Source organism: Bacillus aerolatus (assembly GCF_009183655.1).
In the GTDB taxonomy this organism is placed as follows: domain Bacteria; phylum Bacillota; class Bacilli; order Bacillales; family Domibacillaceae; genus Pseudobacillus; species Pseudobacillus aerolatus.
On the sequence record NZ_WEIO01000002.1, the window covers coordinates 126855 to 151389 of the forward strand.

Annotated in this window: 28 protein-coding genes; 21 read left to right on the forward strand and 7 right to left on the reverse strand. The window is 41.8% G+C overall.

The window, feature by feature from the left end; translation table 11 throughout:
* Positions 1-61: 61 nt before the first annotated feature.
* The gene (gene pyc / locus F9802_RS04250; protein WP_404799139.1) at positions 62-3499 is read left to right on the forward strand and encodes a pyruvate carboxylase; all 3438 of its coding nucleotides are present in this window, start codon (positions 62-64) and stop codon (positions 3497-3499) included.
* Positions 3500-3536: 37 nt separating this feature from the next.
* On the opposite strand, the gene F9802_RS04255 is transcribed toward pyc, so the two are convergent.
* A complete protein-coding gene (locus F9802_RS04255; protein ID WP_152149922.1) occupies positions 3537-4463 on the reverse strand; it encodes a COX15/CtaA family protein in 927 nt (308 codons plus the stop codon).
* Positions 4464-4899: 436 nt separating this feature from the next.
* On the opposite strand from F9802_RS04255, the gene cyoE reads away from it, so the two are divergent.
* From cyoE to F9802_RS04290, 7 genes are all read left to right on the forward strand, one after another.
* On the forward strand, positions 4900-5787 hold the full coding sequence (gene cyoE / locus F9802_RS04260) for a heme o synthase (protein WP_152150274.1): 888 nt from the start codon (positions 4900-4902) through the stop codon (positions 5785-5787).
* A gap of 88 nt (positions 5788-5875) precedes the next feature.
* Positions 5876-6961, forward strand: a complete 1086-nt coding sequence (gene coxB, locus F9802_RS04265; protein WP_152149923.1) for a cytochrome c oxidase subunit II — start codon at positions 5876-5878, stop codon at positions 6959-6961.
* 28 nt (positions 6962-6989) lie between these two features.
* Positions 6990-8864 carry a cbb3-type cytochrome c oxidase subunit I gene (locus tag F9802_RS04270; protein ID WP_152149924.1) on the forward strand — a complete coding sequence of 625 codons (1875 nt, stop codon included), beginning with the start codon at positions 6990-6992 and terminating at the stop codon, positions 8862-8864.
* Positions 8864-9493, forward strand: coding sequence for a cytochrome (ubi)quinol oxidase subunit III (locus F9802_RS04275; RefSeq protein WP_152149925.1), 630 nt, complete (start codon positions 8864-8866; stop codon positions 9491-9493). Before F9802_RS04270 ends, F9802_RS04275 begins: the two co-directional genes overlap by 1 nt.
* A gap of 3 nt (positions 9494-9496) precedes the next feature.
* Positions 9497-9829: a cytochrome c oxidase subunit IVB gene (ctaF, locus tag F9802_RS04280; RefSeq protein WP_152149926.1), complete on the forward strand. Its 333-nt coding sequence runs from the start codon at positions 9497-9499 to the stop codon at positions 9827-9829.
* 202 nt (positions 9830-10031) lie between these two features.
* Positions 10032-10943 carry a cytochrome c oxidase assembly factor CtaG gene (gene ctaG, locus F9802_RS04285; protein WP_152149927.1) on the forward strand — a complete coding sequence of 304 codons (912 nt, stop codon included), beginning with the start codon at positions 10032-10034 and terminating at the stop codon, positions 10941-10943.
* A gap of 84 nt (positions 10944-11027) precedes the next feature.
* Positions 11028-11489 carry a DUF420 domain-containing protein gene (locus F9802_RS04290; RefSeq protein ID WP_191991760.1) on the forward strand — a complete coding sequence of 154 codons (462 nt, stop codon included), beginning with the start codon at positions 11028-11030 and terminating at the stop codon, positions 11487-11489.
* A gap of 57 nt (positions 11490-11546) precedes the next feature.
* Here the strand turns inward: F9802_RS04290 and F9802_RS04295 are convergent, their stop codons facing one another.
* On the reverse strand, positions 11547-11906 hold the full coding sequence (locus F9802_RS04295; RefSeq protein WP_152149928.1) for a YugN family protein: 360 nt from the start codon (positions 11904-11906) through the stop codon (positions 11547-11549).
* Positions 11907-12184: 278 nt separating this feature from the next.
* Between F9802_RS04295 and F9802_RS04300 the strand changes: the two genes are divergently transcribed.
* Positions 12185-13246 carry a CAP domain-containing protein gene (locus F9802_RS04300; RefSeq protein ID WP_152149929.1) on the forward strand — a complete coding sequence of 354 codons (1062 nt, stop codon included), beginning with the start codon at positions 12185-12187 and terminating at the stop codon, positions 13244-13246.
* 40 nt (positions 13247-13286) lie between these two features.
* On the opposite strand, the gene F9802_RS04305 is transcribed toward F9802_RS04300, so the two are convergent.
* Both F9802_RS04305 and F9802_RS04310 read right to left on the reverse strand, forming a co-directional pair.
* Complete coding sequence (locus F9802_RS04305) at positions 13287-13769, reverse strand: PaaI family thioesterase (RefSeq protein WP_152149930.1); 483 nt, start codon at positions 13767-13769, stop codon at positions 13287-13289.
* A gap of 47 nt (positions 13770-13816) precedes the next feature.
* Positions 13817-13996: a hypothetical protein gene (locus tag F9802_RS04310; RefSeq protein ID WP_152149931.1), complete on the reverse strand. Its 180-nt coding sequence runs from the start codon at positions 13994-13996 to the stop codon at positions 13817-13819.
* A gap of 187 nt (positions 13997-14183) precedes the next feature.
* On the opposite strand from F9802_RS04310, the gene ylbD reads away from it, so the two are divergent.
* The 5 genes from ylbD to F9802_RS04335 are packed head-to-tail and all read left to right on the forward strand — an operon-like array spanning position 14184 to position 16095.
* Positions 14184-14552: a spore coat protein YlbD gene (ylbD, locus tag F9802_RS04315; RefSeq protein WP_191991761.1), complete on the forward strand. Its 369-nt coding sequence runs from the start codon at positions 14184-14186 to the stop codon at positions 14550-14552.
* Positions 14553-14564: 12 nt separating this feature from the next.
* Entirely contained in the window at positions 14565-14852 is a 288-nt protein-coding gene (locus tag F9802_RS04320) for a YlbE-like family protein (protein ID WP_152149933.1), read from the forward strand.
* 44 nt (positions 14853-14896) lie between these two features.
* Positions 14897-15292, forward strand: coding sequence for a DUF6130 family protein (locus tag F9802_RS04325; RefSeq protein WP_152149934.1), 396 nt, complete (start codon positions 14897-14899; stop codon positions 15290-15292).
* Between the two features lie 38 nt (positions 15293-15330).
* Positions 15331-15795 carry a YlbF family regulator gene (locus F9802_RS04330; RefSeq protein WP_152149935.1) on the forward strand — a complete coding sequence of 155 codons (465 nt, stop codon included), beginning with the start codon at positions 15331-15333 and terminating at the stop codon, positions 15793-15795.
* Between the two features lie 24 nt (positions 15796-15819).
* Complete coding sequence (locus tag F9802_RS04335; RefSeq protein ID WP_152149936.1) at positions 15820-16095, forward strand: YlbG family protein; 276 nt, start codon at positions 15820-15822, stop codon at positions 16093-16095.
* A 110-nt stretch (positions 16096-16205) separates the two neighbouring features.
* On the opposite strand, the gene F9802_RS04340 is transcribed toward F9802_RS04335, so the two are convergent.
* A complete protein-coding gene (locus F9802_RS04340) occupies positions 16206-16595 on the reverse strand; it encodes a DUF7147 family protein (RefSeq protein WP_152149937.1) in 390 nt (129 codons plus the stop codon).
* Between the two features lie 186 nt (positions 16596-16781).
* Between F9802_RS04340 and F9802_RS04345 the strand changes: the two genes are divergently transcribed.
* From F9802_RS04345 to coaD, 3 genes are all read left to right on the forward strand, one after another.
* Positions 16782-17363 (forward strand): hypothetical protein, encoded by a 582-nt coding sequence (locus F9802_RS04345; protein ID WP_152149938.1) that lies wholly within the window; start codon positions 16782-16784, stop codon positions 17361-17363.
* Between the two features lie 317 nt (positions 17364-17680).
* Complete coding sequence (gene rsmD / locus F9802_RS04350) at positions 17681-18238, forward strand: 16S rRNA (guanine(966)-N(2))-methyltransferase RsmD (RefSeq protein ID WP_152149939.1); 558 nt, start codon at positions 17681-17683, stop codon at positions 18236-18238.
* 13 nt (positions 18239-18251) lie between these two features.
* Entirely contained in the window at positions 18252-18740 is a 489-nt protein-coding gene (gene coaD, locus F9802_RS04355; protein WP_152149940.1) for a pantetheine-phosphate adenylyltransferase, read from the forward strand.
* Positions 18741-18792: 52 nt separating this feature from the next.
* On the opposite strand, the gene ylbJ is transcribed toward coaD, so the two are convergent.
* On the reverse strand, positions 18793-20013 hold the full coding sequence (gene ylbJ, locus F9802_RS04360) for a sporulation integral membrane protein YlbJ (RefSeq protein WP_152149941.1): 1221 nt from the start codon (positions 20011-20013) through the stop codon (positions 18793-18795).
* A gap of 200 nt (positions 20014-20213) precedes the next feature.
* Between ylbJ and F9802_RS04365 the strand changes: the two genes are divergently transcribed.
* Positions 20214-21008, forward strand: a complete 795-nt coding sequence (locus tag F9802_RS04365) for a patatin-like phospholipase family protein (RefSeq protein WP_152149942.1) — start codon at positions 20214-20216, stop codon at positions 21006-21008.
* Positions 20998-22035, forward strand: a complete 1038-nt coding sequence (locus F9802_RS04370; RefSeq protein ID WP_152149943.1) for a SepM family pheromone-processing serine protease — start codon at positions 20998-21000, stop codon at positions 22033-22035. Before F9802_RS04365 ends, F9802_RS04370 begins: the two co-directional genes overlap by 11 nt.
* A gap of 107 nt (positions 22036-22142) precedes the next feature.
* Here F9802_RS04370 and F9802_RS04375 read toward each other — a convergent pair whose 3' ends face one another.
* The gene (locus tag F9802_RS04375) at positions 22143-23354 is read right to left on the reverse strand and encodes a nucleotidyltransferase (protein ID WP_152149944.1); all 1212 of its coding nucleotides are present in this window, start codon (positions 23352-23354) and stop codon (positions 22143-22145) included.
* A gap of 308 nt (positions 23355-23662) precedes the next feature.
* Between F9802_RS04375 and F9802_RS04380 the strand changes: the two genes are divergently transcribed.
* Together F9802_RS04380 and rpmF are read left to right on the forward strand one after the other, a co-directional pair.
* Positions 23663-24190, forward strand: a complete 528-nt coding sequence (locus tag F9802_RS04380) for a YceD family protein (protein WP_152149945.1) — start codon at positions 23663-23665, stop codon at positions 24188-24190.
* A 66-nt stretch (positions 24191-24256) separates the two neighbouring features.
* Entirely contained in the window at positions 24257-24430 is a 174-nt protein-coding gene (gene rpmF, locus F9802_RS04385) for a 50S ribosomal protein L32 (RefSeq protein WP_152149946.1), read from the forward strand.
* The last annotated feature ends 105 nt before the right edge of the window (positions 24431-24535 follow it).

Below are 24535 nucleotides of genomic sequence, written 5' to 3' on the forward strand. Positions count from 1 at the left end.
AAGGTTCATTCAAATGAACCTTTTTATATATATTTACTAGCACAATAGGGGAGAGATGAACATGAGAAAAATTAATAAAGTGCTGGTTGCGAACAGGGGCGAAATTGCCATCCGTGTGTTTCGTGCCTGCACAGAGCTGCATATCCGCACGGTAGCCGTATACTCGAAAGAAGATTCAGGCTCTTATCATCGCTATAAAGCGGATGAAGCTTACCTTGTTGGCGAAGGGAAAAAGCCAATTGATGCTTATCTTGATATTGAAAATATTATTGAGATTGCTAAACAGGCGGAAGTAGATGCTATTCATCCAGGATATGGATTTTTATCAGAAAACATTGAATTTGCGAAACGTTGTGAAGAAGAAGGCATTATTTTCATCGGGCCTAAATCCAAGCATTTAGACATGTTTGGTGATAAGGTGAAGGCGAGAATTCAAGCTCAAAATGCAAATATCCCGGTTATTCCAGGAACAGATGGACCGGTGTCTAACCTTGAAGAAGTCGTCACATTCGGCAGACAGCATGGATTTCCATTAATGATTAAAGCTGCACTTGGCGGCGGCGGCCGCGGGATGCGGATTGTGAACAGTATAGAAGAAGTGAGAGAAGCGTACGATCGGGCTAAATCAGAAGCAAAAGCCGCTTTTGGAAACAGCGAAGTATATGTGGAAAAGTTTGTACAAAATCCAAAACATATCGAAGTACAAATTCTCGGTGACCACGAAGGCAACATTGTCCATTTGTTTGAGCGGGATTGTTCAGTACAGCGCCGCCATCAAAAAGTGGTAGAGGTTGCTCCATGTGTATCATTACCTGAAGATTTGCGCAATGACATTTGTGATGCGGCCGTTAAGTTGATGAAGAATGTAGATTATTTAAATGCGGGTACGGTGGAATTCCTAGTAGCAGACAATGAATTTTACTTTATCGAAGTAAACCCGCGTGTTCAAGTAGAGCATACCATTACAGAAATGGTGACCGGAATTGATATTGTTCAGTCACAAATTTTAATTGCTGAAGGCCACTCTTTACATAGTGATAAGGTGGGCATTCCGAAACAAGAGGATATCACCGTCCACGGATATGCGATTCAATCACGTGTGACAACAGAAGATCCATTAAGCGACTTTATGCCTGACACAGGAAAAATTATGGCTTACCGCTCTGGCGGCGGGTTCGGAGTTCGGTTAGATGCAGGCAACGGGTTCCAGGGAGCAGTTATTACTCCTTATTATGACTCGCTGCTTGTAAAAGTGTCCACGCAGGCGATGACGTTTGAACAAGCGGCATCGAAAATGGTGCGGAACTTGCAGGAATTCCGTATTCGCGGCATTAAGACAAATATTCCTTTCCTGGAAAATGTCATGCGTCATGAAAACTTTATTACCGGAAATTACGATACTTCCTTTATCGATACAACACCGGAGTTGTTTATTTTTTCAAGAAGAAAAGACCGCGGGACAAAAATGCTTAACTATATTGGCAATGTAACGATTAACGGCTTTCCCGGCATCGAGAAAAAGAAAAAGCCGATATTTGATAAAGCTTTCGTGCCAAAAGTCAATTCATTACAGCCGGCACCATCAGGGACGAAGCAAATTCTTGACGAAAAAGGAGCGGCTGGGCTTGTCGACTGGGTAAAATCACGTCCTGAAGTGCTGCTCACGGATACAACATTCCGCGATGCTCATCAATCATTGCTTGCAACCCGCGTGCGGACAAATGATTTAGCTCGTATTGCAGAGCCGACTTCAAAACTGCTGCCTGACTTGTTTTCACTAGAAATGTGGGGCGGTGCCACATTTGATGTATCTTACCGCTTTTTGAAAGAAGATCCGTGGAAGCGTCTCATTAAACTAAGGGAACAAGTGCCGAATGTGTTGTTCCAAATGCTTCTCCGTGCGTCGAATGCGGTTGGCTATACGAATTATCCGGATAATGTCATCCGTGAATTCGTTGAAAAGTCAGCTGATGCCGGAATCGATGTGTTCCGTATTTTCGACAGTTTGAACTGGATTAAAGGCATGGAAACGGCAATTGATGCCGTCCGCCAGACTGGAAAGGTTGCTGAAGCGTCTATTTGCTACACAGGAGATATCGAAGACCCGTCACGGACGAAGTATGACATTCAGTACTATAAAGAAATGGCGAAAGAACTGGAAAATCAAGGTGCGCACATTCTCGGCATTAAAGATATGGCCGGTTTATTAAAGCCTCAAGCTGCTTACCGGTTAATTTCCGAGCTAAAAGCGACAATAGATATTCCGATTCACCTTCATACGCATGATACGAGCGGCAATGGCATTTACATGTATGCGAAAGCCATTGAAGCGGGCGTAGACATTGTAGATACAGCCCTAAGCACAATGGCCGGGTTAACTTCACAGCCAAGTGCCAACACGCTTTATTACGCTTTAAAAGGAACAGAACGCGAACCATCTGTCAATATTGACTCGCTTGAGCAGCTTTCACAATACTGGGAAGGTGTCCGCAAATATTATCAAGACTTTGAAAGCGGTATGATCGCTCCGCATACGGAAATTTACAAGCATGAAATGCCGGGCGGGCAATACAGCAACTTGCAGCAGCAGGCAAAAGCGGTAGGACTCGGCGAACGATGGGAAGAAGTAAAAGATATGTACAGCCGCGTGAACTTGATGTTTGGCGACATCGTAAAGGTGACACCTTCCTCTAAAGTAGTCGGTGACATGGCACTGTTCATGGTTCAAAATGATTTAACAGAAGAAGATGTGCTGGCGAAAGGCGATAAAATTGATTTTCCTGATTCGGTCATTGAATTATTTGAAGGCTACTTAGGACAGCCATACGGCGGATTCCCGAAACAGCTGCAAAAAGTGATCTTAAAAGGTAAAGAGCCGCTTACCGTCCGTCCAGGCGAATTGCTGAAGGATGTCGATTTCGAAGCGCTGCGTGATGAGCTGTTTAAAGAATTAGGGCGTCAAGTAACGAGCCATGATGTCATTGCTTATGCGTTATACCCGAAAGTTTTCATGGATTATACAAAGACGATCGACCAATTTGGCGATGTATCTGTTCTCGACACGCCGACTTTCTTATACGGAATGAGACTCGGTGAAGAAACAGAAATTGAAATTGAAACAGGGAAAACATTGATTGTTAAGCTCGTTTCAATTGGACAGCCACAGGCAGACGGCACACGCGTTGTTTACTTCGAATTAAACGGACAGCCGCGTGAAGTCGTCATTAAAGATGAAAGCATTCAATCATCCGTTGTGTCGAAAATCAAAGCAGATCCAAAAAATGAAAGTCATCTAGCCGCTACGATGCCTGGTACGGTCATTAAAGTATTGGCCGAAAAAGGGGAAAAAGTCGTGCAAGGCGATCATTTAATGATCACAGAAGCGATGAAAATGGAAACGACTGTACAAGCACCATTTTCCGGCACAATCAAAAATATTCACGTTCAAAACGGCGAGGCCATCTCAACAGGTGACTTGCTGATAGAATTGGAAAGATAAAAAGAAGCAGGCATGTGCCTGCTTCTTTTTATCTGCTTTATGAAACTTTCGAAATGTTTTTCTCGTTCATTTTGCTTCTGGAAATAAGGAGAATGAAATAACATAGTAAGCCGAACAAGCAAGAAATAAATAATGCATGTGCCAGCGCTACGTAAAGGTTGAGTTTTGTGAAAATAACAATGGCACCCGAAGTCACCTGCAGGGAAACGAGTGTGAGCGCAACGATCCATCCCCAGAAAATAACTCGTTGATGTTTATAGTTTTTTATCGCAAGAACCGTGATATATAAGATCCAGATAAAGATTAATCCAGCTGCGAGGCGGTGGCCCATTTGAATCCATTGATACGTATTCAGCGAAAGGCCGGGATTGCTGTTCACACAAAACGGCCAATCCGGGCAAGTTAAACTGGCATTCGTATGCCGTACAAGAGCACCTGTATAAACGACTACATAACTATAAAGTGTCACGCCTATTGTATGCCATTTCATCCGTTTGTCTATAACTAGCGAAGATGCATCAAATTTTTGATCCACTTCAAAGATCAAAAGCGTCAACAGCAGCACAGCTGCAAACGAGATAAGCGAGATGCCGAAGTGCAAAGCGAGCACAAAATCGTTTTGGCCCCAGACAACAGCCGCTGCCCCGATCAAAGCCTGGGCCACTAAAAAGAAAACGGATAATATTGCTAAAAATTTCGTTTCCCGCTTATGGCCGATCGTCCGCCAGGCTAGAATGGATAAAGCCAGCAAAAGCAAGCCGACACCGCCGGAGACAACACGGTGGGATAGTTCAATAATTGTTTCAACTGTAATATTATCTGGAATTAACTGTCCGTGGCAAAGCGGCCAATCATTCCCGCACCCGAGACCGGAGTCGGTTTTTGTCACTAAGGCACCGCCCAGCAGAACGAGAAGCATGCCGAATGTTGTCAAAACCGCCAGCCATTTTAAAGAGCGTTGCATGTTTTTCACCTACTTATATATATTGCAAAGAGTTGACCGTAAAAGAATTCACCTCCTCGATAATACAGAAGATGAGAGTAAAAGACAACTTGTAAAATTATGTGGAAATGTTATGCTAATATGTAGAAGCCACCCACGTGTTTGTTTCTTCACAGGCCTTGCTGGACAAGCTTTTAGCAGCCTTGCTTTTATTATCCTATAAAACCAAATCGATAGGAATAGCACCTGCTCAGCGGTCACAAATTCGACATAATTAGTTCATTATGTGTTCACAAAAAAACAGGCTGATATGATTTAATATGGAATGAACAGCCGTTTTCAGAGTGTGATGAGCGGTTTGGTACAGGAGAACAAAGCTTTATCATTTAACTTAAAAAACAGACCGTTTGTTTTTTAATGAGAGGGGGGGAAAAAGGTGTCACGTGCCGCAACTACAATGGAAAAAAACAATCTTCCAGAAACGACAGCTATGAAAGATTTCCTTGCTTTAATCAAAATAGGGATTGTTAATTCCAACTTGATTACCATTTTCACGGGACTGTGGCTGGCTATTGTTTTTAACGGCCTGCACTTTCTATCTCAGCTGGATACGATTTTCTTTACACTGCTCGGATCATCTCTAATTATTGCGGGGTCTGCCAGTTTAAATAACTTCATCGACCGGGATATTGACCCGCTAATGGAGAGAACGAAAGGGCGCCCAACAGTTACAGGGAAAATAAGTTACCCGAAAGTAATGGCGATCAGCCTAGCATTCATAGGTATCGGAACAGCCTTTTTATTTTTCACAACATTTACAGCCGGCATCATTGGCTTGATTGGAGTATTCAGTTATGTCGTGCTTTATTCCATGTGGTCTAAGCGCCGACATGTCAGCAATACAGTAGTTGGGAGCATTTCCGGTGCTGTGCCGCCGTTAATTGGCTGGGCAGCGATTGATCCCAACCTGGACATTATCGCCTGGATGTTGTTTTTAATCATGTTCATCTGGCAGCCGCCGCATTTTTATGCGCTGGCAATGAGACGTTGTGAAGAATACAGAGCCGCCGAGATTCCTATGCTTCCGGTAGTGAAAGGGTTTGCAGTTACGAAGCGTCATATGGTTATTTGGGTGCTCGCTCTTTTGCCGCTTCCGTTTTTTATGACATCACTTGGCACAGCCTTCGTTATTTTAGCAACAGTTTTAAATATAGGGTGGCTCGTTCTGGGATTATCTGGATATAAAATGAAGGATGATCTCAAGTGGGCAAAGCTGATGTTTATTTATTCACTGCAGTACTTAACTGTCCTGTTTGTAGCGATGGTTATTTTTACTGTAATTTAATTCACAGGAATTCTTTCTTGTTAAAGAAATCCACATATACGCTCAATTTGCAGCAGAAATTCATAAGAAAGAGGGGTTTAATTAAGCTATGAAAGATAGGCTAACTAAATGGCGTCTTTTATCAGTCTTTGCCGTATTGACATTGGTGCTTTCCGGCTGTGGTGAACCATTCCTTTCCGCGCTGACACCTGCCGGGGAAGTGGCCCAAATTCAATATGACTTGATGATTTTAAGTACGGTTATCATGATAGCGGTTATTATAGCAGTTACTGTCATCTTCGTTATTGCCATTACCCGCTTCCGTCGTAAAAAAGGCGAGGAAAACAAGATTCCTAAACAAGTGGAAGGAAGTCATTTGCTCGAAATCATTTGGACAGTTATTCCGATTATCCTTTTGCTGATCCTTGCTGTACCAACTGTCACAGCAACATTCCACTTAGCGGATGTAAAAGAAATGGATAAGAAGCCGAACAAAGACGGTGTGCGTGATGCACTAGTCGTTAATGTACGTGCCAGCCTTTACTGGTGGGAGTTTGAATACCCTGACTATAAAGTCATTACTTCACAGGATTTAGTTGTTCCGACAGACCAAAAAGTGTACTTTAATTTGATCGCGTCTGACGTAAAACATTCATTCTGGATTCCTGCGGCGGGCGGAAAGCTGGACACGAATACAGACAACGTCAATAAGTTCTGGCTGACATTCGACAGCCAAAAGTCGGAGGAAGCTGGCAATCTGTTTTACGGGAAATGTGCGGAACTATGTGGACCGTCACATGCTCTGATGGACTTTAAAGTAGAAACAAAATCACAAGATGACTTCAAGCAATGGTTGAATGCTATGCAAACAGCTAAAGAAGTCACACCGACTGACACAGCAGCGGCTGAAGGCCAAAAAATCTTTGAACAAAGCTGCTTAAGCTGTCACGCTGTCAGTCCTCAGGATGCTCGTCCGGAGCAGGCAAGGCTTGCACCGAACTTGGCTACATTCGGAGAACGTGCCCGCATTGCCGGTGTGTTGGAGCATAACGAAGAAGAGTTGAAAAACTGGATTCGTGATCCTGAGAAATATAAGCCAGGCAATAAAATGACTAATACTTATAAGCAATTGAATGAGCAAGAACTTGATCAATTAGCAGCATACTTAATGAGCTTGAAAGTAGAAGACAAATAAAAGATAGTAAGAGAAGGAGGTAAAACCGTTGAGTACCATTGCACAAAAACGGGGTTTCGCAAGTACAGTTTGGGACTATTTGACAACAGTAGACCATAAGAAAATTGCGATTCTTTATCTAATCGCGGGTGGATTTTTCTTCCTGTTAGGCGGTATAGAAGCGATGCTGATCCGTATTCAGCTGGCTGTACCGAACAATGATTTTGTTAGTGCCGGCTTTTTTAACGAATTGCTTACTATGCACGGTACGACAATGATCTTCCTGGCGGCAATGCCTTTATTGCTAGGGTTTATGAATGCAATTATGCCGCTTCAAATTGGTGCGCGTGATGTTGCTTTCCCATTCATTAACGCACTTGGTTTCTGGTTGTTTTTCTTTGGAGGATTATTCTTAAACTTATCATGGTTCCTTGGTGGAGCACCGGATGCAGGCTGGACTTCCTACGCCTCATTATCCCTTGCTTCAGAAGGCCATGGAATTGATTTTTATGCGTTAGGACTACAAATATCAGGTTTTGGTACGCTCATGGGAGGAATCAACTTCCTCGTCACGATTATTAATATGCGTGCTCCTGGTATGACGTATATGAGAATGCCACTGTTTACGTGGACAACATTTGTTGCATCTGCACTTATTTTGTTCGCATTCCCGCCGCTCACTGTATCCATCTTTATGTTGATGTTTGACCGTTTGTTCGGTGCTAACTTCTTTAATGTGGCTGCAGGTGGTAACACAATTATTTGGGAACACTTCTTCTGGATCTTCGGACACCCGGAAGTTTACATTTTAATTTTACCGGCTTTCGGTATTTTCTCGGAAATTTTCTCTACATTCTCAAGAAAGCGTCTGTTCGGATATTCATCGATGGTATTCGCAACAGTATTAATCGGCTTCCTTGGTTTCATGGTATGGGCTCACCACATGTTTACTGTTGGTTTAGGTCCGGTTGCGAACGCGATCTTTGCGGTGGCAACAATGGCGATTGCTGTACCGACGGGTATTAAAATCTTTAACTGGCTTCTCACTATGTGGGGTGGCAGCATTCAGTTCACCGTGCCGATGATTTATGCGGTTGCCTTTATTCCATCGTTCGTTGCCGGCGGGGTAACGGGAATCATGCAAGGGGCAGCTCCTGCAGATTATCAGTACCATGATACTTACTTTATCGTCGCTCACTTCCACTACGTTATCGTTGGTGGGGTAGTATTAGCTTTATTGGCAGGTACACACTTCTACTGGCCAAAAATGTTTGGAACAATGTTAAGCGAAAAGATCGGAAAGTTTACTTTTTTCTTCTTCTTCGTTGGATTCCATTTAACGTTCTTTATCCAGCATTTCCTTGGTTTAATGGGAATGCCGCGCCGTGTATGGACGTTCCTTCCTGGTCAAGGACTCGATACAGGAAACCTTGTCAGTTCTATAGGAGCGGCGTTCATGTTCGTAGGTATCGTTTCACTATTAGTGAATATTGTCATCACTTCTGTTAAAAATGAAAAAGTGGGCAACGATCCTTGGGGAGACGGCCGTACACTTGAGTGGGCGATCGCTTCACCGCCTCCATTTTACAACTTTAAACAATTGCCGCTTGTTCGCGGACTTGATCCATACTGGTTAGAAAAAATGGAAGGAAAACAAACGCTAACACCGGCTGAGCCGATTGGTGACATTCATATGCCGAATGGATCATTTGTTCCGTTTGTTATTTCCCTCGGCCTTTTCATCGCTGCTTTTGGTGCAATGTATCAAATAGACGATAAAGCATGGGCGATACCAGTTTTAATCGGCGGATTGGTTATTACATTCGGTGCTATGGCATACCGTTCAATCAAAGACGATCATGGATTCCATATTCATAAAGAAGATTTAATTGACGAGAATGATGACAAGGGGGTTAAGGCATAATGGAAGCTGAAGAAAAATACACACCCCAAACATGGCCTGAATCACCTGAAAGAGCAACATTGGAAGGTAAAAACAAGTTTTTAGGTTTTTGGTTATTCCTTGGCGGAGAGACGGTTCTGTTTGCTTCTCTCTTCGCTACTTATATTGCACTTAAAGATAAAGTGCCGAGCCCGGAACATGCTCTGGCTAAAGATTTATATGAACTTCCGTTAGTGTTTGTTATGACAATGCTCTTATTAACGAGCTCGTTGACAAGCGTATATGCGATGTATCATATGAAAAACTTTAACTTTAAGAAAATGCAGCTTTGGTTATTGATCACAGTTATTCTTGGTCTTGGATTTTTAGGCTGTGAAATTTATGAGTTCAATCATTACTACCATGAATACAATCATACGTTTACAAGCAGTGCGTTTAGTTCAGCCTTCTATACATTAGTCGGCTTCCATGGCGCCCACGTCATTTTTGGTTTAAGCTGGCTCGTTCTTGTGATGGTTCGTAATGCTAAGCGTGGATTAAACCTTTACACTGCTCCAAAGTTTTATTTAGCCAGTCTTTACTGGCACTTCATTGACGTTGTATGGGTGTTTATCTTTACGGTAGTATACTTAATGGGAATGGTGGGATAATTGATGGTGAATAATCAATCTAATTCAAGCAACCCAAGACTCGATTATGAATACCGCCGCAAGAAAAACGCAGAAGGAATGAGAATTCAAGTAGCTACGTTTACTTTAATGATTTTCTTTACTGTCGTATCATTCGTGGCGGTAGGAGCAAACTTTTCTAAATGGTTTGTAATTCCTTTCATTTTGCTGCTGGCAGTTGTGCAAGTAGGTTTTCAATTGTACTATTTCATGCATATGAGTGAAAAAGGACATGAAGCGCCTTCCATGTTTTTCTGGTCGGCAATTACCGTCGCTTTCGTAACTGTGTTAGCTTTTATGACAATTATCTGGTGGTAATATTTACACCGGCGCAGCTAGTGTGATGAGCTGTAAAAATTAGAAAAAACCAATTCTTTTTGAGAATTGGTTTTTTCTTTTTTATTAACAAATGGATGGGAATGCAATGTCATCAACTTGTCAATTGATAACATTGATAGCGCAAAAAGGGGAAGGTATAATAAATAGTAGGGCATTTTAAATAATATTGAGGTGAAAAATAATGCCAATCGGAATTTTTGGGTTTCAAGCATTATGGAGTCCTTACTTTCTACTGCTGCTCGTTTTAGTAACGATTTTATATTTTCAGGTTACCATCAAGTGGAGAAGAAAGTTTGAAGGTGAGGAATCATTAACGAAGCGTCAGGCCGCTTTGTTTGTTTCTTCTATGGTTATATTGTATGCAGTCAAAGGTTCGCCAATAGACTTGCTCGGCCATATCATGTTCACGTATCATATGGTTCAAATGGCAATCCTATACTTAGTTGTGGCACCGCTATTTTTAAAAGGTATTCCTTGGTGGGTGTGGAAAAAAGTTATTGATCACCCGGCTGTTAAACCGGTATTCAACTTTTTTACAAGGCCGCTCATTGCATTAATTTTGTTTAATGGAATGTTTTCTATTTACCATTTGCCTATTGTTTTCGATTATATTAAATTAAGTATCTTCCTGCACAGCCTTTATACGTTCGTGTTATTTCTCTTTGCTCTTTGTATGTGGTGGCCAATCTTTAACGAAATGCCAGAAGGGAAGAAATTAAGCGGACTGAAAAAAATAGCTTATATATTTGCTGACGGTGCATTATTAACTCCTGCTTGTGCTTTGATTATCTTTGCATCCACACCTGTATATGCGACATACAGTGATTCAGGCGCTTGGCTTCAGGCGATGGAACTTTGTGTACCATCCAACACGCTGCAAGGGCTGAATTTAAGTGGTCCTGAACTTTTTTCCAACATGCCGCTTATAGAAGATCAGCAGCTTGGGGGCGTCATTATGAAAATCATCCAGGAAGTCGTTTATATTACGATGCTGGCTCTCGTGTTCTTTGACTGGGCGCGTAAAGAGCAGGCAAGAAAAGATGATCCGCCTGCTGCGTCACTTACACAGCACGAATCGAATCTGATTAAATAAAGTTGAATGAGGGAATGGATATAATTTCATTTCCTCTTCATACATTTGCGAGAAATTGAACAACAACGGGAGAGAGGAATAAAGATGTCATTACCTATTTTACCCACGATCAGCACGACATTTATCGTACTGAGTGCGATTACTGTGGCCATCGGCTGGGCACAAATAAAACAGAGAAAAATTGAAAAACATAAAAAAACGATGCTGACTGCAGCCGTTTTTGCGATTATCTTTTTTATTATTTATGCGAGCCGGACTATCTTCATCGGCAACACGGCTTTCGGCGGGCCTGATGATATAAAAATTTACTACACAATCTTTTTAATTTTTCATATTACGCTCGCTACGACTGGAGCAGTAATGGGGATTATCACCATCATTTCAGGATTGAAAAATAAATTAGACAGACATAGAAAATTAGGTCCGGTTACGAGCGTGATTTGGTTTTTTACAGCTATAACAGGCGTCGCTGTTTATTTGCTTTTGTATGTATTTTATAAAGGCGGAGAAACGACTTCGGTTATTAAAGCGATTCTTGGACTTTGAGCAGGAGCAGTTAGCAAAAAGAGCGCATGATGATCATGCGCTCTTTTATTTCCGCTATTAAAGGGCAAATTGATTGGCTTCGTTTTTAATATCAGCTAAAATTTTTTCACATGTTTCTACTAAAGAAGTCGGAAAATGCTCGTCTTCTCCATATTCTACTCCGTGTGGATAATAGTGTTTTCCTAATAGAGGAGTCATAAGTTGTACAACAGCTTCGGATGCTCCGATGTCGCCTTCGGTAGTATAACCAAAAATGCGTAAATAATATGTACCTTCTTTAAGTTCAAATTTGCGGTCAAATGTTACCCGCTCATAATCCCACTGACCTGCATGAACCAACCCGTGGGAATTGCAAATATAGTTCAAGCGGTTAAAGTCCACCCGTAAATTTTCTAATCCCGTATTTTCAAATTTCATGAAAAATCCCTCCTGAATATCTTAAAGTACCTCTAGTATATATCCGTGCTTACAGTCTATCGCTCCATCTTAATAATAGTCGAAAAAAGCATTTCTTGCAATGAATTGAAGTGAACTATGCGAATATTTCTCCTTCGTACAACTCACCTTTTGGAGCGGAAGCTGAGGCGGTATTTTTCAAGTAAATTGTTGCGTGTGATACAACCTGTGCATAATGTTATAATGTGAATAATATAAGGTAATAATGCCAGCATGCAGGAAAGAAAGGAGGTTGTCTTCTGCGCTCAGTTATCAGGATCTTAGTGGTCATGTCCATCATTTTAATAGCGGGTATTTATTTTAACCAAGAAAGAGAAGAAAACGAGGTGCTGCACAATTCTGCCACATCAAACCCTCCAAAGATAGATATGAATGTAGAAAAAGAATTAGAAGGTGCTGACAAGCCTGTGCCTAAAGCAGAAAAACCAACATCTGGTTCAGGGTCTTATATCGGCAAAGAAGCGGTATTGTTAAGAAAAGCAATGGGAGAGCCTAGCCGGAAGGATCCCTCAGCCTATGGTTATGAATGGTGGGTCTATAAAAATGGCAATCAGTATGTACAATTTGGAGTAGAAAATAATAAAGTGGTGACTGCCTATGCCGCCGGCGATACCGATGTTTCTCCATTCAAAATCGAGCAGCCTGTCAGAGATATTTTTCAAACACATGATCTTGGAATGGAAGTAGTCGTTACAAATGAGACAGGTACGTATCGGTTTGAGTTGTCGGAAGAAGATTTTAATATGAGGCCAATTGTAATCCTTGGAGATATTTATGCGCAATTATACATTGATAAATTTTCCGGCACGTTGTCGAGTGTGCGTTTTTTAACGAAAGACTATTTAATTAAACAGCGGCCTTATGAAATGGTTTATCGTGGAGAACTGCCTGCCGATCCCCAAATACCTGAGTCATTATGGGGACAAATTGAAGAGGGAAGCGAAAAGCAAATTTTGGACCTTACAAACATCATCCGAGACAAACACGGCTTAAATCAAGTTGCGTGGGAACCGGCAACCGCTTCAGTGGCAAAAAAACATAGTAAAGAAATGTACGAAAAGCAGTACTTTGCCCATGAATCTCCATCTGCCGGAGATTTGGGTGATCGGCTGAAAACGGCAGATGTTATTTATCAGCTTGCAGGGGAAAATATAGCGGCTAACTACACGGATGGTCCCGCTGCGGTGGAAGGCTGGCTGAACTCGAAAGATCATCGGTCCGCTCTGCTGGAAAAAGATTTTACCTTATTAGGTGTAGGTGTGTATCGGCAATACTATACGCAAAACTTCATCGCAAGATAAAAGGAAATGCAGCTGTTATTAGTAACAGCTGCATTTCAAGTTAATTTCTCTTTAAAAGGAAAAAACTTCCTGTTGCGTGTGCTATTTTTTTCCCGTCATCTCTCACAGCTTCTCCTTCAACAACGATTGTTTTCGAACCTTTATGTACAATGCGGGCTTTCACAGTTAGCTGATCGCCTTTTCCAGGTGCGATGTAATGAATATTTAAGTTAGACGTGACAGTTGCATAACCTTCAGGGACAGCAGTATAGGCGGCAGAACCCATAGCCGAATCGAGCACAGTAGCTGTCACTCCTCCATGAATGATATGAAGCGAGTTGTTTGATAAATCAGTAATAGGCATTTGGATTTCACACTCATTTCCACTAACGGTTCTTTCCATTTGCAAGAGCCTTCCTATGTAAGTACCTTTCCCTTCTACTTTCTCCAAATAGCCTTCCAGCATTTGTTCCAATACTTTCAGTTCCTTTTCATCTGATTGCTGAATGCTTTGTTCAATCAGCGAATAGATTTTATCTTTCATATGATTGTTTTCTCCTCCCGCTTTTCTTTGTCCAGCTTCGCCCCAGATCAGTCGGCTTCGCTTTTCGATTGTCCAGCTGCAGGCGCTAGCCCGTACGCTGATTTCGCTCTCTCTGTCGAAGTCCAAGAACGGGACTTCTCGTCCAGAGCTATAAATCCGCTATCGGGCTGAACGAGCGCCTTCCGCTTTTCTACTGTCCAGCTGCAGTGCCTTGCTCCTCGGGTCAAATAACCTCCCCTCAATGAAGTCCAAGAGCGACTTCTTTGAGGGAAGAACATTTGCCTGCCGGAGCAGAACAGGCACTTCCGCTTTTCTTTAATATTATCATGAATGGGGCAATTAAAATATTTTTTCACTTTTTGGCTTATCTTCCATAATGTATTAGTAGCAAATCTGTTGGGCGGGGGATGCAGAGTGAAAAATCATTCGTTACATCCGCATGTGGAAGAGTTTAAAGAATTTATGAAAGGGCGTCCGGATTTAAAGAGGATGGTACAGGAGCGGCACACGACGTTACAGGAGCTGTTTGAAGAGTGGCATCGATCGGGAGATGTGGTGCGGGAAGAGGGGGTTAAAAAAGATAATGAGGCACAAAGTAATGGCTTTTCAGGAGATTGGTTTGGAAAATTGATTGCGTCATTATCGTCATTTGACGGGGAAAAGTGGAACAGCATTGTGTCGGATATGCAAGGAATGTTAGAGATGGCACAAATATACTTGGCTGATTTAGTGGAGAAGCAAAGCAAGGAAAGTAAGAAGAAAGATGACGGGCAATTTAAATAAAGGAGTACAGTCATGAGACAAGAAATAATGGAAATGATTAAGCAAAATAAAGAGTGGCACGATTATTTAAGAAAAGAACCATCTTGGTACAGGTTATTAAGCCGCCATCCTTATCAAATCGAAAGTTTTGAGCGGGCTAGTCTTCAATTTCATAAAAAAACGTTTCCAGACCGGGTAGAGCGTTTAAATAACGGACTGCAAATGGCTTCTGCCTTATTTTACATGATGAATGCCCAATTTTCTCAAACGACATCTGATACACCAGCTTCTTCAGAAGAAACGGGCGAAAATAATCAATAAAATTAGTGAATGTGCGCACACTATCCAAAAAAGGAGTGTGGGCAATGAAGTGGATGATAATGATCGTTACCGTAATCGTTCTAGCAGGGTGCAAACAAAACTTTCCTGAACCGGAAGCAATTTCTCCCTCTGCTTCAGTGAGTGAAGCAGAGGCACAGGCGAACAATAATAACTGGACCGTCCGGCACTTATTAAGAGGACAGAGCGTATTTGTTGAATTAGTTGTGCCAGGTGTTTCTTTTTCAGGAAATGGGACAAATTCTCAGACGAAAGGCCAAGTTTCTGTTTACGTGAACGGCCATCATTATAACACGTACCATACGGCAGCTTTTATCGTGAAAGGACTAGCTCCGGGAAAACACCAAGTAGATATTAAATTAACAGATGCACGCAATCGTCCGCTCGGTTATGAAAAAACGTTTACCGTATCCATCCCATAAATAGTTTTCTTTATGAAATAATATGTTAAAATAGGGGAATGGAGGTGGGCAATTTGCTTACTGCTACAATTGAAAAAATAAAAACAGTAGAACAGGCCGAACAGCTTGGACAAATGATTTTAGAATCAGATGTGGCTCAAAAGTATCAGTCCTGTTACTTTCGTTTATATACAAACTTAGAAACAAAAGGGAAAATCAATCGTTTTAGCCGATTGAAAGAGCAGTATGAAGAAGTTCAGAGGTTTGGCCGCTATCATCCCGACTACAGCAGGGTGATGAAAGAAGTAAGGGAAGCAAAAAGAGAAATGGATTTAGATGACAATGTGGCCGCTTTTCGAGTGGCTGAAAAAGAACTGCAAACGTTGCTTGATGAAATTAGCGTGCTGATTGGCCATGCTGTATCTAAGGGAATTAAAGTACCGTCCGGCAATCCATTCTTCTCATTAGGTTCAAGCTGTGGCGGCAGTTGTGGAACCGGCGGAGGCTGCGGCTGTTCTGCTTAATATACTAGTTTAGAGGGAGATACTATGTTTATTGAACGACAGGCTGTCATTGTTTGGCTGCATAATACGAAACCGATTAAATCGCTGCGGAAATACGGGAACGTTCACTATGTGTCGAAGCGTATGAAATATGCGGTAGTTTATTGCAATCAGGATGAGTTAGAAGAAGTGATGGAGAAGCTTAACACACTGTCGTTTGTTAAAAAAGTGGAGCCGTCCTTTAAGCCGTTTTTAAAAACGGAGTATGAAAATTCGAAACCTGATAAAGCGAAAGAATATGACTATAAAATTGGCGTATAAAAAAGCAGGGAGGCTATCCCCGCTTTTTTTATTGTTTGGAAGCTATAAATAATCGAATTATGGATAACTTTGCTTGTCGGGTCTGATCAAGGCGCTGGCGCATTTGTTCTTTAATCCATAGGGGCCAACAAATGATTGAGCCGCAGGATGCCGATTAAATATTGAAAATAAAGCTCGGTTTCTGCAAAGGCAGCAGACGATTTTACATCCATTTCAATGAGTGATTGGTTTAATGTCTCCGCTGTTTCCTTGAATAAATCAAAGCGCTTATTTGGGGTATCGTGCGGATGAGGGATTCCTTCCCGGCATATGTAAATCGGTTGGAAATTCCCCGGGTCTGTCGGTGAAAGAATCACTGCAAGAGAAGTCACGGAGCGGCTGCCTGTTGATGAATGTAAGGCAATCATATGCATTAACCGGTGTTTATTGTTACGGGCTAATTCAATAAGTTCATATAAATCTGAATAACCTTCTCCAAGTTCAATAAATCGCTGAATCAAGATGAATCCTCCATTTCCAATTGAAAATCTTCTGAAAGCCATTCCAATTGTACCTTTACGAGAAAATAAACTCAAGCAGAGAAAAAGAAAGCCGGCATCTTACAAAAGCGTAAATTTTAATCTGTTTACAGGGATAAATAACTATTTTATAATTGTGATTAATTAACTATAAAAGGCGAGAGTCATATGTTGAAAAAATCTTTATTTTTTATTCTTTTTTTAACGGCTATTTCCGGGGCAATATTGCTCATTCAATGGATAAGCTATGAAAAAGTCTCTAGAGCTTATCAAGAATGGCAGTTAGATCAGGAGATTCATTTAGAGCATAATCATACAGGGTTATCCATCAAGCACACATTTATTGGTTTAGAGGCGGGTCAGCCTTTATCTGTCATACTGCCTGCCAGTGCCTTGAATGCAGCTTGTAAAAAGAAAGAAGGCAACTGTTCTTTCAGAGGACAGGGTGCTTTGATTACTCCTGATGGGGAAACATTAACCATTTCTTATGCATTAAAAATGCCACCTTTAGGATCTTCCTTCGTATTGTCGGATTGGTTTATTAAACTGAAAGATGCAAAAGCAGAAAACACGACTCTTCATTTTACAGAGAAAAAAATAAGAACTGGCATGTGGTTTTCGAGTCTGGGAACAGCAGAAATAAAAAAACTTGATTTGATTGATTATTATATGTTTCAAGGAAGTGGCAGCCCCGGTGAGTTGTATTGGCAGCAGGAGCCTTTGAAACAAGCTAGTTTCCATTCAAAATGAAAAGGCGATCAATGCGGAGGGACTAGATTTATAAAAAAATGCCCTGCTGAACCGTTCAGCAGGGCCCTTCTATGTCCAAATCAGACAGAAGGCAAAGGGAGAGGAGAAACTGGAGAAAGAACTCATGGGGAATATAAGCTTTCTCCGTGATCGACAACATCCCGAGTGATGTTGTTATTAGTAATATGGACTATTTAAAGAGGTTTTAAACGTTATTTTTAAAAAAGTTGCTGGATGTAGATGAAAGAAACCTTCTGGATTCACTGAATGAGTTATGGTAACATAAAAAAGAAAATCTTTGCGAATGGTGAATACATATGAGAGTGATATCAGGAACGCAAAAAGGCATTCCGTTAAAAGCTGTTTCAGGAAAGGATACACGTCCGACGACTGATAAAGTGAAAGAATCCATCTTTAATATGATTGGTCCTTATTTCTCCGGCGGCATCGGGCTTGATCTTTTTGCCGGAAGCGGCGGTCTTGGGATAGAAGCGTTGAGCAGAGGATTTTCGAAAATGATCTTCGTCGACCGCGATATGAAAGCGGTTCAAACGGTGAAAGCAAATTTAGCTGCTTGCCGTTTTGCAGAAAACAGCGAAGTGTACAGGAATGATGCAGAGCGGGCGATGAAAGCAGTGACGAAGCGTGGACTTATTTTTGACGGCATTTTTTTAGATCCCCCATATAAAAAGCAACAGTTAGAAAGATTGTTGATATGGATCGAGGAAAAGCAGCTGCTCGCAAAGAACGGCTTTATTGTATGTGAACACGGCTCAGACCATTTTCTTTCAGAAGAAATAGGCGGGCTGCATCAAGTGAGGGTGGAAACATACGGCATGATCCGTGTATCGATTTTTAAATGGGGAAACGAATAAAGGGGGGGCACCAATGGCAAGTGTTGCCGTTTGTCCGGGGAGTTTTGATCCTATTACGAATGGACATTTAGACATTATTCAAAGAGGCGCAAAAATTTTTGATAAAGTATACGTTGTGACTTTAAGCAATTCTTCAAAAGCACCGCTTTTCTCTGTAGAAGAGCGGAAAGAACTGATCAGCGAGGTCACGAAGCATCTGCCAAACGTAGAAGTGGATAGTTACAACGGATTGTTAGTTGAATATGCCAGAGGAATAAAAGCGAACGCGATTTTGCGCGGCTTGCGGGCTGTTTCAGATTTCGAATATGAAATGCAAATCACCTCCATGAATAGAGTGCTCGACGATCAGTTAGAAACATTTTTTATGATGACGAACAGCCAGTACTCCTTTCTTAGTTCCAGCATCGTAAAAGAAGTAGCAAAATATAACGCCGATATTTCAGATCTTGTGCCGCCGGCCGTAGAAGCAGCGTTAAGGGCAAAAAGTAAATGGAATAGATAATAAGCATGATATGCCCGGCATGTTGTATGCAGCTGTTTAAAAACACCCTCATCTAAAGGGTGTTTTTATTATTCTTTTTAGTAGCTGCATAAATGAATACATAAGCTGCCAGCATACAAATCGTAAAGAGCGGTCCTATTTGCTGCAAATAAAAAAGAAGTTTATCCCATGCCGTTTTTTCGAAAAGAAAGACTGGGATAGCAGGCTGTGCACCTTTCTGACTAATAGATTGTTCATAGACAGGTTTCCATAATAAAAACGTAAAAAAAGCCGCGTACAAACCATGGAGAAAGCGTGCAAATATAAATGGGCGAAAACGGATATCAGTTTCAGCCAGTATACTGCCAACTTGAGCATGGACGCTCAGCCCGCTGAAAGCGAGCACAAAGCTGACAACGATCACTTGCTGCATAAGATCGGCTTGCTGAATTTGGCTGATCATTTGGCTGCCAAGGGTAATTTCAAATAGACCGGCAATAAATGGGATACTCAATTCTGGAGGAAGATGAACTAGTAAAAATAATTTAGCTGCTCCCGCCGCCAGTAAAGAAGTGACCTTTACGTGAAAGAGAATTTTGTTCAAAACTGAAAAAAGAATAATAAATCCGCCGATCATAAGTAAAGTCTGGACAGAAGAGAGAACGGCATCTCCCATCAGTTTGCCGAGTGGCCGGCGGTCTTGCTGCCTCGCTTCGTACATGGCAGAAAAAGCCGATGCTAAGGAAAATGAGGATGTAGAAATGACTTTTTTTTCTTTATCTAATCCGTAAAATCTCATCGTTAATCCGACAAGGAAGTTTCCGCCATAGTGAGCCGCAGCAAGTAAGAGGCCAAGATGGGGATCGTAAAAAAAACCGACTGAAACGGCCCCGAAAATAAAAAGCGGATTGGATGAGTTCGTAAAGGAGACAAGGCGTTCGGCTTCAATTTGAGTCAATTCCCCGCTTTGACGAAGCCGTGCTGTCAGTTTGGCTCCTGAAGGAAAGCCGGAAGCCATCGCCATTGCCCATACAAACCCTCCAGCTCCAGGTACTTTAAAAAGAGGGCGCATGAACGGCTCAAGTAAAATACCAATAAAGTTGACGACACCAAGACCGATCATCATTTCAGAAACAATAAAGAACGGAAGCAGCGAAGGGAAGACAATTTCCCACCACATATTCAGTCCCCTAATCGATGCTTCAAATGATATTTCGGGAAAGATAATTAACGAACTGGCAAAAGCGGTGACGCTGACTGCCAAAAGAATTGTTTTTGCCTGAGTAGAAGTCAAATAGCAATACCTCCTGTTCTCCGAAAATCAGGCTCTGTTCTAGGATTCCCCTTTTAATTCAGGTAAAATGGCATTAGTGAGTGGAAAAACTTAAGAATGGAAATGATGAAGAAACTTGTCCTGTTTTTAATCAATATACTCATACAAATGGGAAATAGACCATAGCTTAAAAGAGAAATCCGTGTATGGGGGGTCACATATTGTCTCGACCGAAAATAGGTATCGCTCTTGGAGCAGGAAGCGCGAGAGGGTTTGCGCATATTGGTGTTTTAAAAGCACTGAAGGAAGCCGATATTCCTGTTGATATGATCGCGGGCAGCAGTATGGGTTCTTTCGTCGCTAGTTTATATGGTGCGGGCCACGACATGGAGCAGCTGCATAAATTATCAACGGCGTTTCGCAGAAAGTATTTTCTCGACTTTATTATTCCTAAAATGGGGTTTATCGCCGGCAAGAAAATAAAAAGCTTTATCCGCTTATTTACTCATGGGAAACACATTGAAGAATTAAAGATTCCGATAGCTATCGTAGCGACAGATATTAAAAAAGCAGAAAAAGTGGTGTTTAAAACAGGGCCAATTGCTGATGCTGTTAGAGCGAGTATTGCGATTCCTGGAATTTTTGTTCCTGAAAAAATAAATGGGCGCTTGCTAGTCGATGGCGGTGTGATTGACCGGGTACCTGTATCTGTTGTAAAAGAAATGGGCGCAGATATTGTCATCGGAGTCGATGTGTCGTCAGTAAAAAAAAATGCTGAAATACAAACTATTTTTGATGTCATTATGCAAAGTATCGATATTTTGCAGCTCGAAATGATCGCCAATCGACAGAATGCTTCCAACGTGATGATCCGCCCGCCCGTTGGAATGTATAGCTCAAAAACATTTACTCATATCGAAGAAATCATTACTGCGGGGGAAAAAGAAACTCAACAACGAATACCAGAAATTTTAGCAGAGATGGAACGCTGGAAGGAGCAGCTGCATGAAAAATAAATGGATGCCTTTGGCTTATGTTTTTTTGCTTTTATTAATCGGGGCTGTTTTTATCGATTTACCTTATTATGTGATGAAACCAGGCGATGCCCACGAACTAAAACCGATTGTCGAAGTGGCGGGCGGAGAAAAAGATGCTGGCACATTAATGCTGACGACGATTAAAATGGGTGAAGCGAATGTTATCTCTTACGCGGTAGCTTCTGTGCGTGATTATGAAGAAATTGTTCCTGTGGAGGAAGTGCGCAGTCCACATGAGTCTAATGAAGAATATAACGTCCGGCAACAATATTTAATGGATAGTTCACAGCAGAATGCGATCACAGTCGCGTTTGATGCGGCAAAAAGACCTTATACCTTTCGTTATCAAGGAGTGTACGTATTGAATGTTTTCCCAGGCATGCCAGCTGAAGGTGTGTTGGAGGCAGGAGACCGCATAGTCGCTGTGGACGGCAAAGAATTTAGATCATCCCGGCAGTTTATTGATTACATCCAGACGAAACAGCCAGGTGAAGAAGTAACGATTACAGTTATGAGAGAGAAAGAAAAAATAGAAAAGAACATCCCGCTGAAGAAATTTGGAAATAACAATGAAAAGCCGGGAATCGGCATTAGTCTCGCCGATCAGAAAAAGCTGATAAGCACGCCGGAAGTGAAATTAAAAGCGGAATCAATTGGAGGCCCTTCAGCCGGGTTGATGTTCAGCCTTGAAATTTATAATCAGCTCGTTGAGGAAGATATTGCAGAGGGGCGGAAAATTGCCGGAACAGGAACGATCGATCCGGGTGGAAAAGTGGGACGGATCGGAGGAATTGCGCAAAAAGTTGTAGCAGCCGATAAAGCAGGTGCAGAAATTTTTCTCGCACCGAATGATGAAATTTCACCGGAGTTAAAAAAACAAGTACCAGGTATTGTGCCTAATTATCAAGAAGCGGTAAAAACAGCAAAAGACATTGGTACGGACATGAAAATTGTACCGGTTCATACGTTTGGTGAAGCGCTGGACTATTTGCTGACTAGAAAGTAAAAAAGCTGACTCGAAAGTAAAAAGCCAGGCACCTCCCTCAATATATAGTATAAAACACTAGATTGCAGAGGAGGAGCCAGGCACTTGCGAGGCAGCTTTTTTATGATTTAAGGCAAAATAATCGGCGGCTCGTTAAATTCACTTTGAAGAAGGGAATGAGATGAATGGGGCGGCAAGCCCAATGCGTACACTTCAGCTGCTTTTACATCAAGAGCAAGCGCTTCTTTGTAAGAAGCGGCACGTGTGATTAAAGGAAGCTCCATGTTCTTTTTGATTCGATTGAGATATTCACGGCCTTGCCCATTCATCCCAAGAAGACGAACATAGCGCACTGATTCGATTGCGGCCGCCATGTCTTCTTTTGATACGTGGAGAAGGATATGGACGAGCATGCGCTGTATACGCGTCCATGTGTACCGTTTTGTTTTTACGGACTGCATAAATTCAGAAAAATTCTGGGCTCGGAGGGATGCTTCTTTTAACCGGTGCTCAATGCCTTCTGCCACATCATAGATGTTCGCTAATTCAGCTGCTGAACTTGACAGCAGACGGTATTGCAAGAGCGGCCAGTATAAGTCCCAATGATGAAGCTTTCCGTACTTATTTAAGTATTGAGCTATTACTTCTAGTGTAGCAGCAGGGACGTATTGTTCAATAGTACTGAGTCCGTTTTGTTTCTCAAAAATCGCTTTTCGGATGCCGGTAGCGCTTGCTATTGATTGGCTGCCTAACGTTTCTTCATGAAAGTCAGCTTGCTGGCGTGTAATGGTAAGCGGCTTCATTGGCTTCTGGAGAGTATTATTTGCCCGAATGTAGTGGAAGCCTAATATATTGTTTGGCCTGGAGAGGTCTAATGGCAGCTTGTTTTCAAACAGCTCTTCCCGGGCCAGCGTCTGGGCTTTTGGAAAGCTAAAGCCCTTATTCATATATTGATGAATAAGCGGTTCCAGTAAGTGAGATTTCTCTTTCATTTGCTGAAGAGTTTGTAGAAAAGGAGCTATGTGGCCATTCTCGCTGCCAAAACAAAACGATTCGCAAAAAAGTCCATGTAGAATGGAAATAGCTCCATTGGAAAAATACTCTGCTTTCTGAACTGAGAACGCATATGGCAATTCAACAACGATATCTACGCCGTTTTGAAGAGCCATACGCGTACGCGCCCATTTATTAACGAGAGCCGGTTCGCCTCGCTGCAGAAAATGTCCGCTCATCACAGCGATCACCACATCTGCTCCGGTTGATTCACGTGCTTTTTGCGCATGATATAAATGTCCGTTATGAAAAGGATTATACTCAACAACTAAGCCAACTGTTTTCATTTGAATTTTCCTTTGTTATAGTTAGTGAATAGTGCTACTATTATTGTCATTTAGTGTGTTATAAATGTCAATGTGTATTCTTGTCGCTCCAAAACAGTCGGCTCCGCATTTCTATTGTCCAGCTGCAACGGCCAGCCTCTCGGTCATAAGCTGGCACGCCTGTGTGGCAGAGAGCGCCACTTCGGCGGTCCATCTTATGTCTGCCGATTCTAAACGGCCGCTTCCGCATTTCAATAGTGTAAAGAAAATATATTGACAAACGTTTTTGTGAAAGCTATAATTACTTTTGTTGCCTTGAGGTGATGATGATGAAATGGTCAATTATTCAGTTACAAAAATTTCGTGATACGGGCTTAGTGATTGATGAAATGGTGGATATGAGCCATTTGGAAGCCCGCGAAGCGGAGATTAGAAGTTTGCCTCCAGTTCATGTAACAGGGAGAGCGGATATTAGTGCAGATAAGGTCACTTTTCACTTGAACGTGAAAGGATGCATGATTTTGCCGTGTTCGCGTACGCTTGTTGATGTGGAGTACTCTTTTGAATTTTCTTTGATGGAAACGTTTATTTTGAAAGCTTCTTTGTTCAGTGAGTATCAGGAGAATGAGGATATTCATTTGGTGAAAGGCGATGTCGTTGATTTGAAACCGGTTCTTGAAGAAGAGATTCTTCTTGAAGTGCCGATGCAAGTCATTAGTGAAGAAGCCGACCAGCACATTATTTCTTCGGGAAAAGGCTGGGAATACCAGGGCGAGGAACAGGCTCCAGCAGAGGAAAACAAAGTGGACCCGCGATTAGCAGGACTGGCTGATTTTTTTAAATCGGATAAAAAGTAAAAATGGAGAAGTACCAGCTAATTCTGGCTTCATATACTTACATTCTCTTTTAAGGAGGTGGAAATAATGGCAGTACCTTTTAGAAGAACATCTACGACTAAAAAGAACAAACGCCGTACACACTTTAAATTGCAAGTACCTGGTATGACAGCATGCCCGAACTGCGGTGAAATGAAATTAGCTCACCGTGTATGTAAAGAGTGCGGAACATATAAAGGAAAAGAAGTAGTAAGCAAATAATTGATTTGTTTACCTGCTGATCCTGCTTGTAAAAAACGCGAAGAGACCATGGCTCTTCGCGTTTTTTATTTATATATTGAAGGCATCCTGTCAGAAAAGCTACAA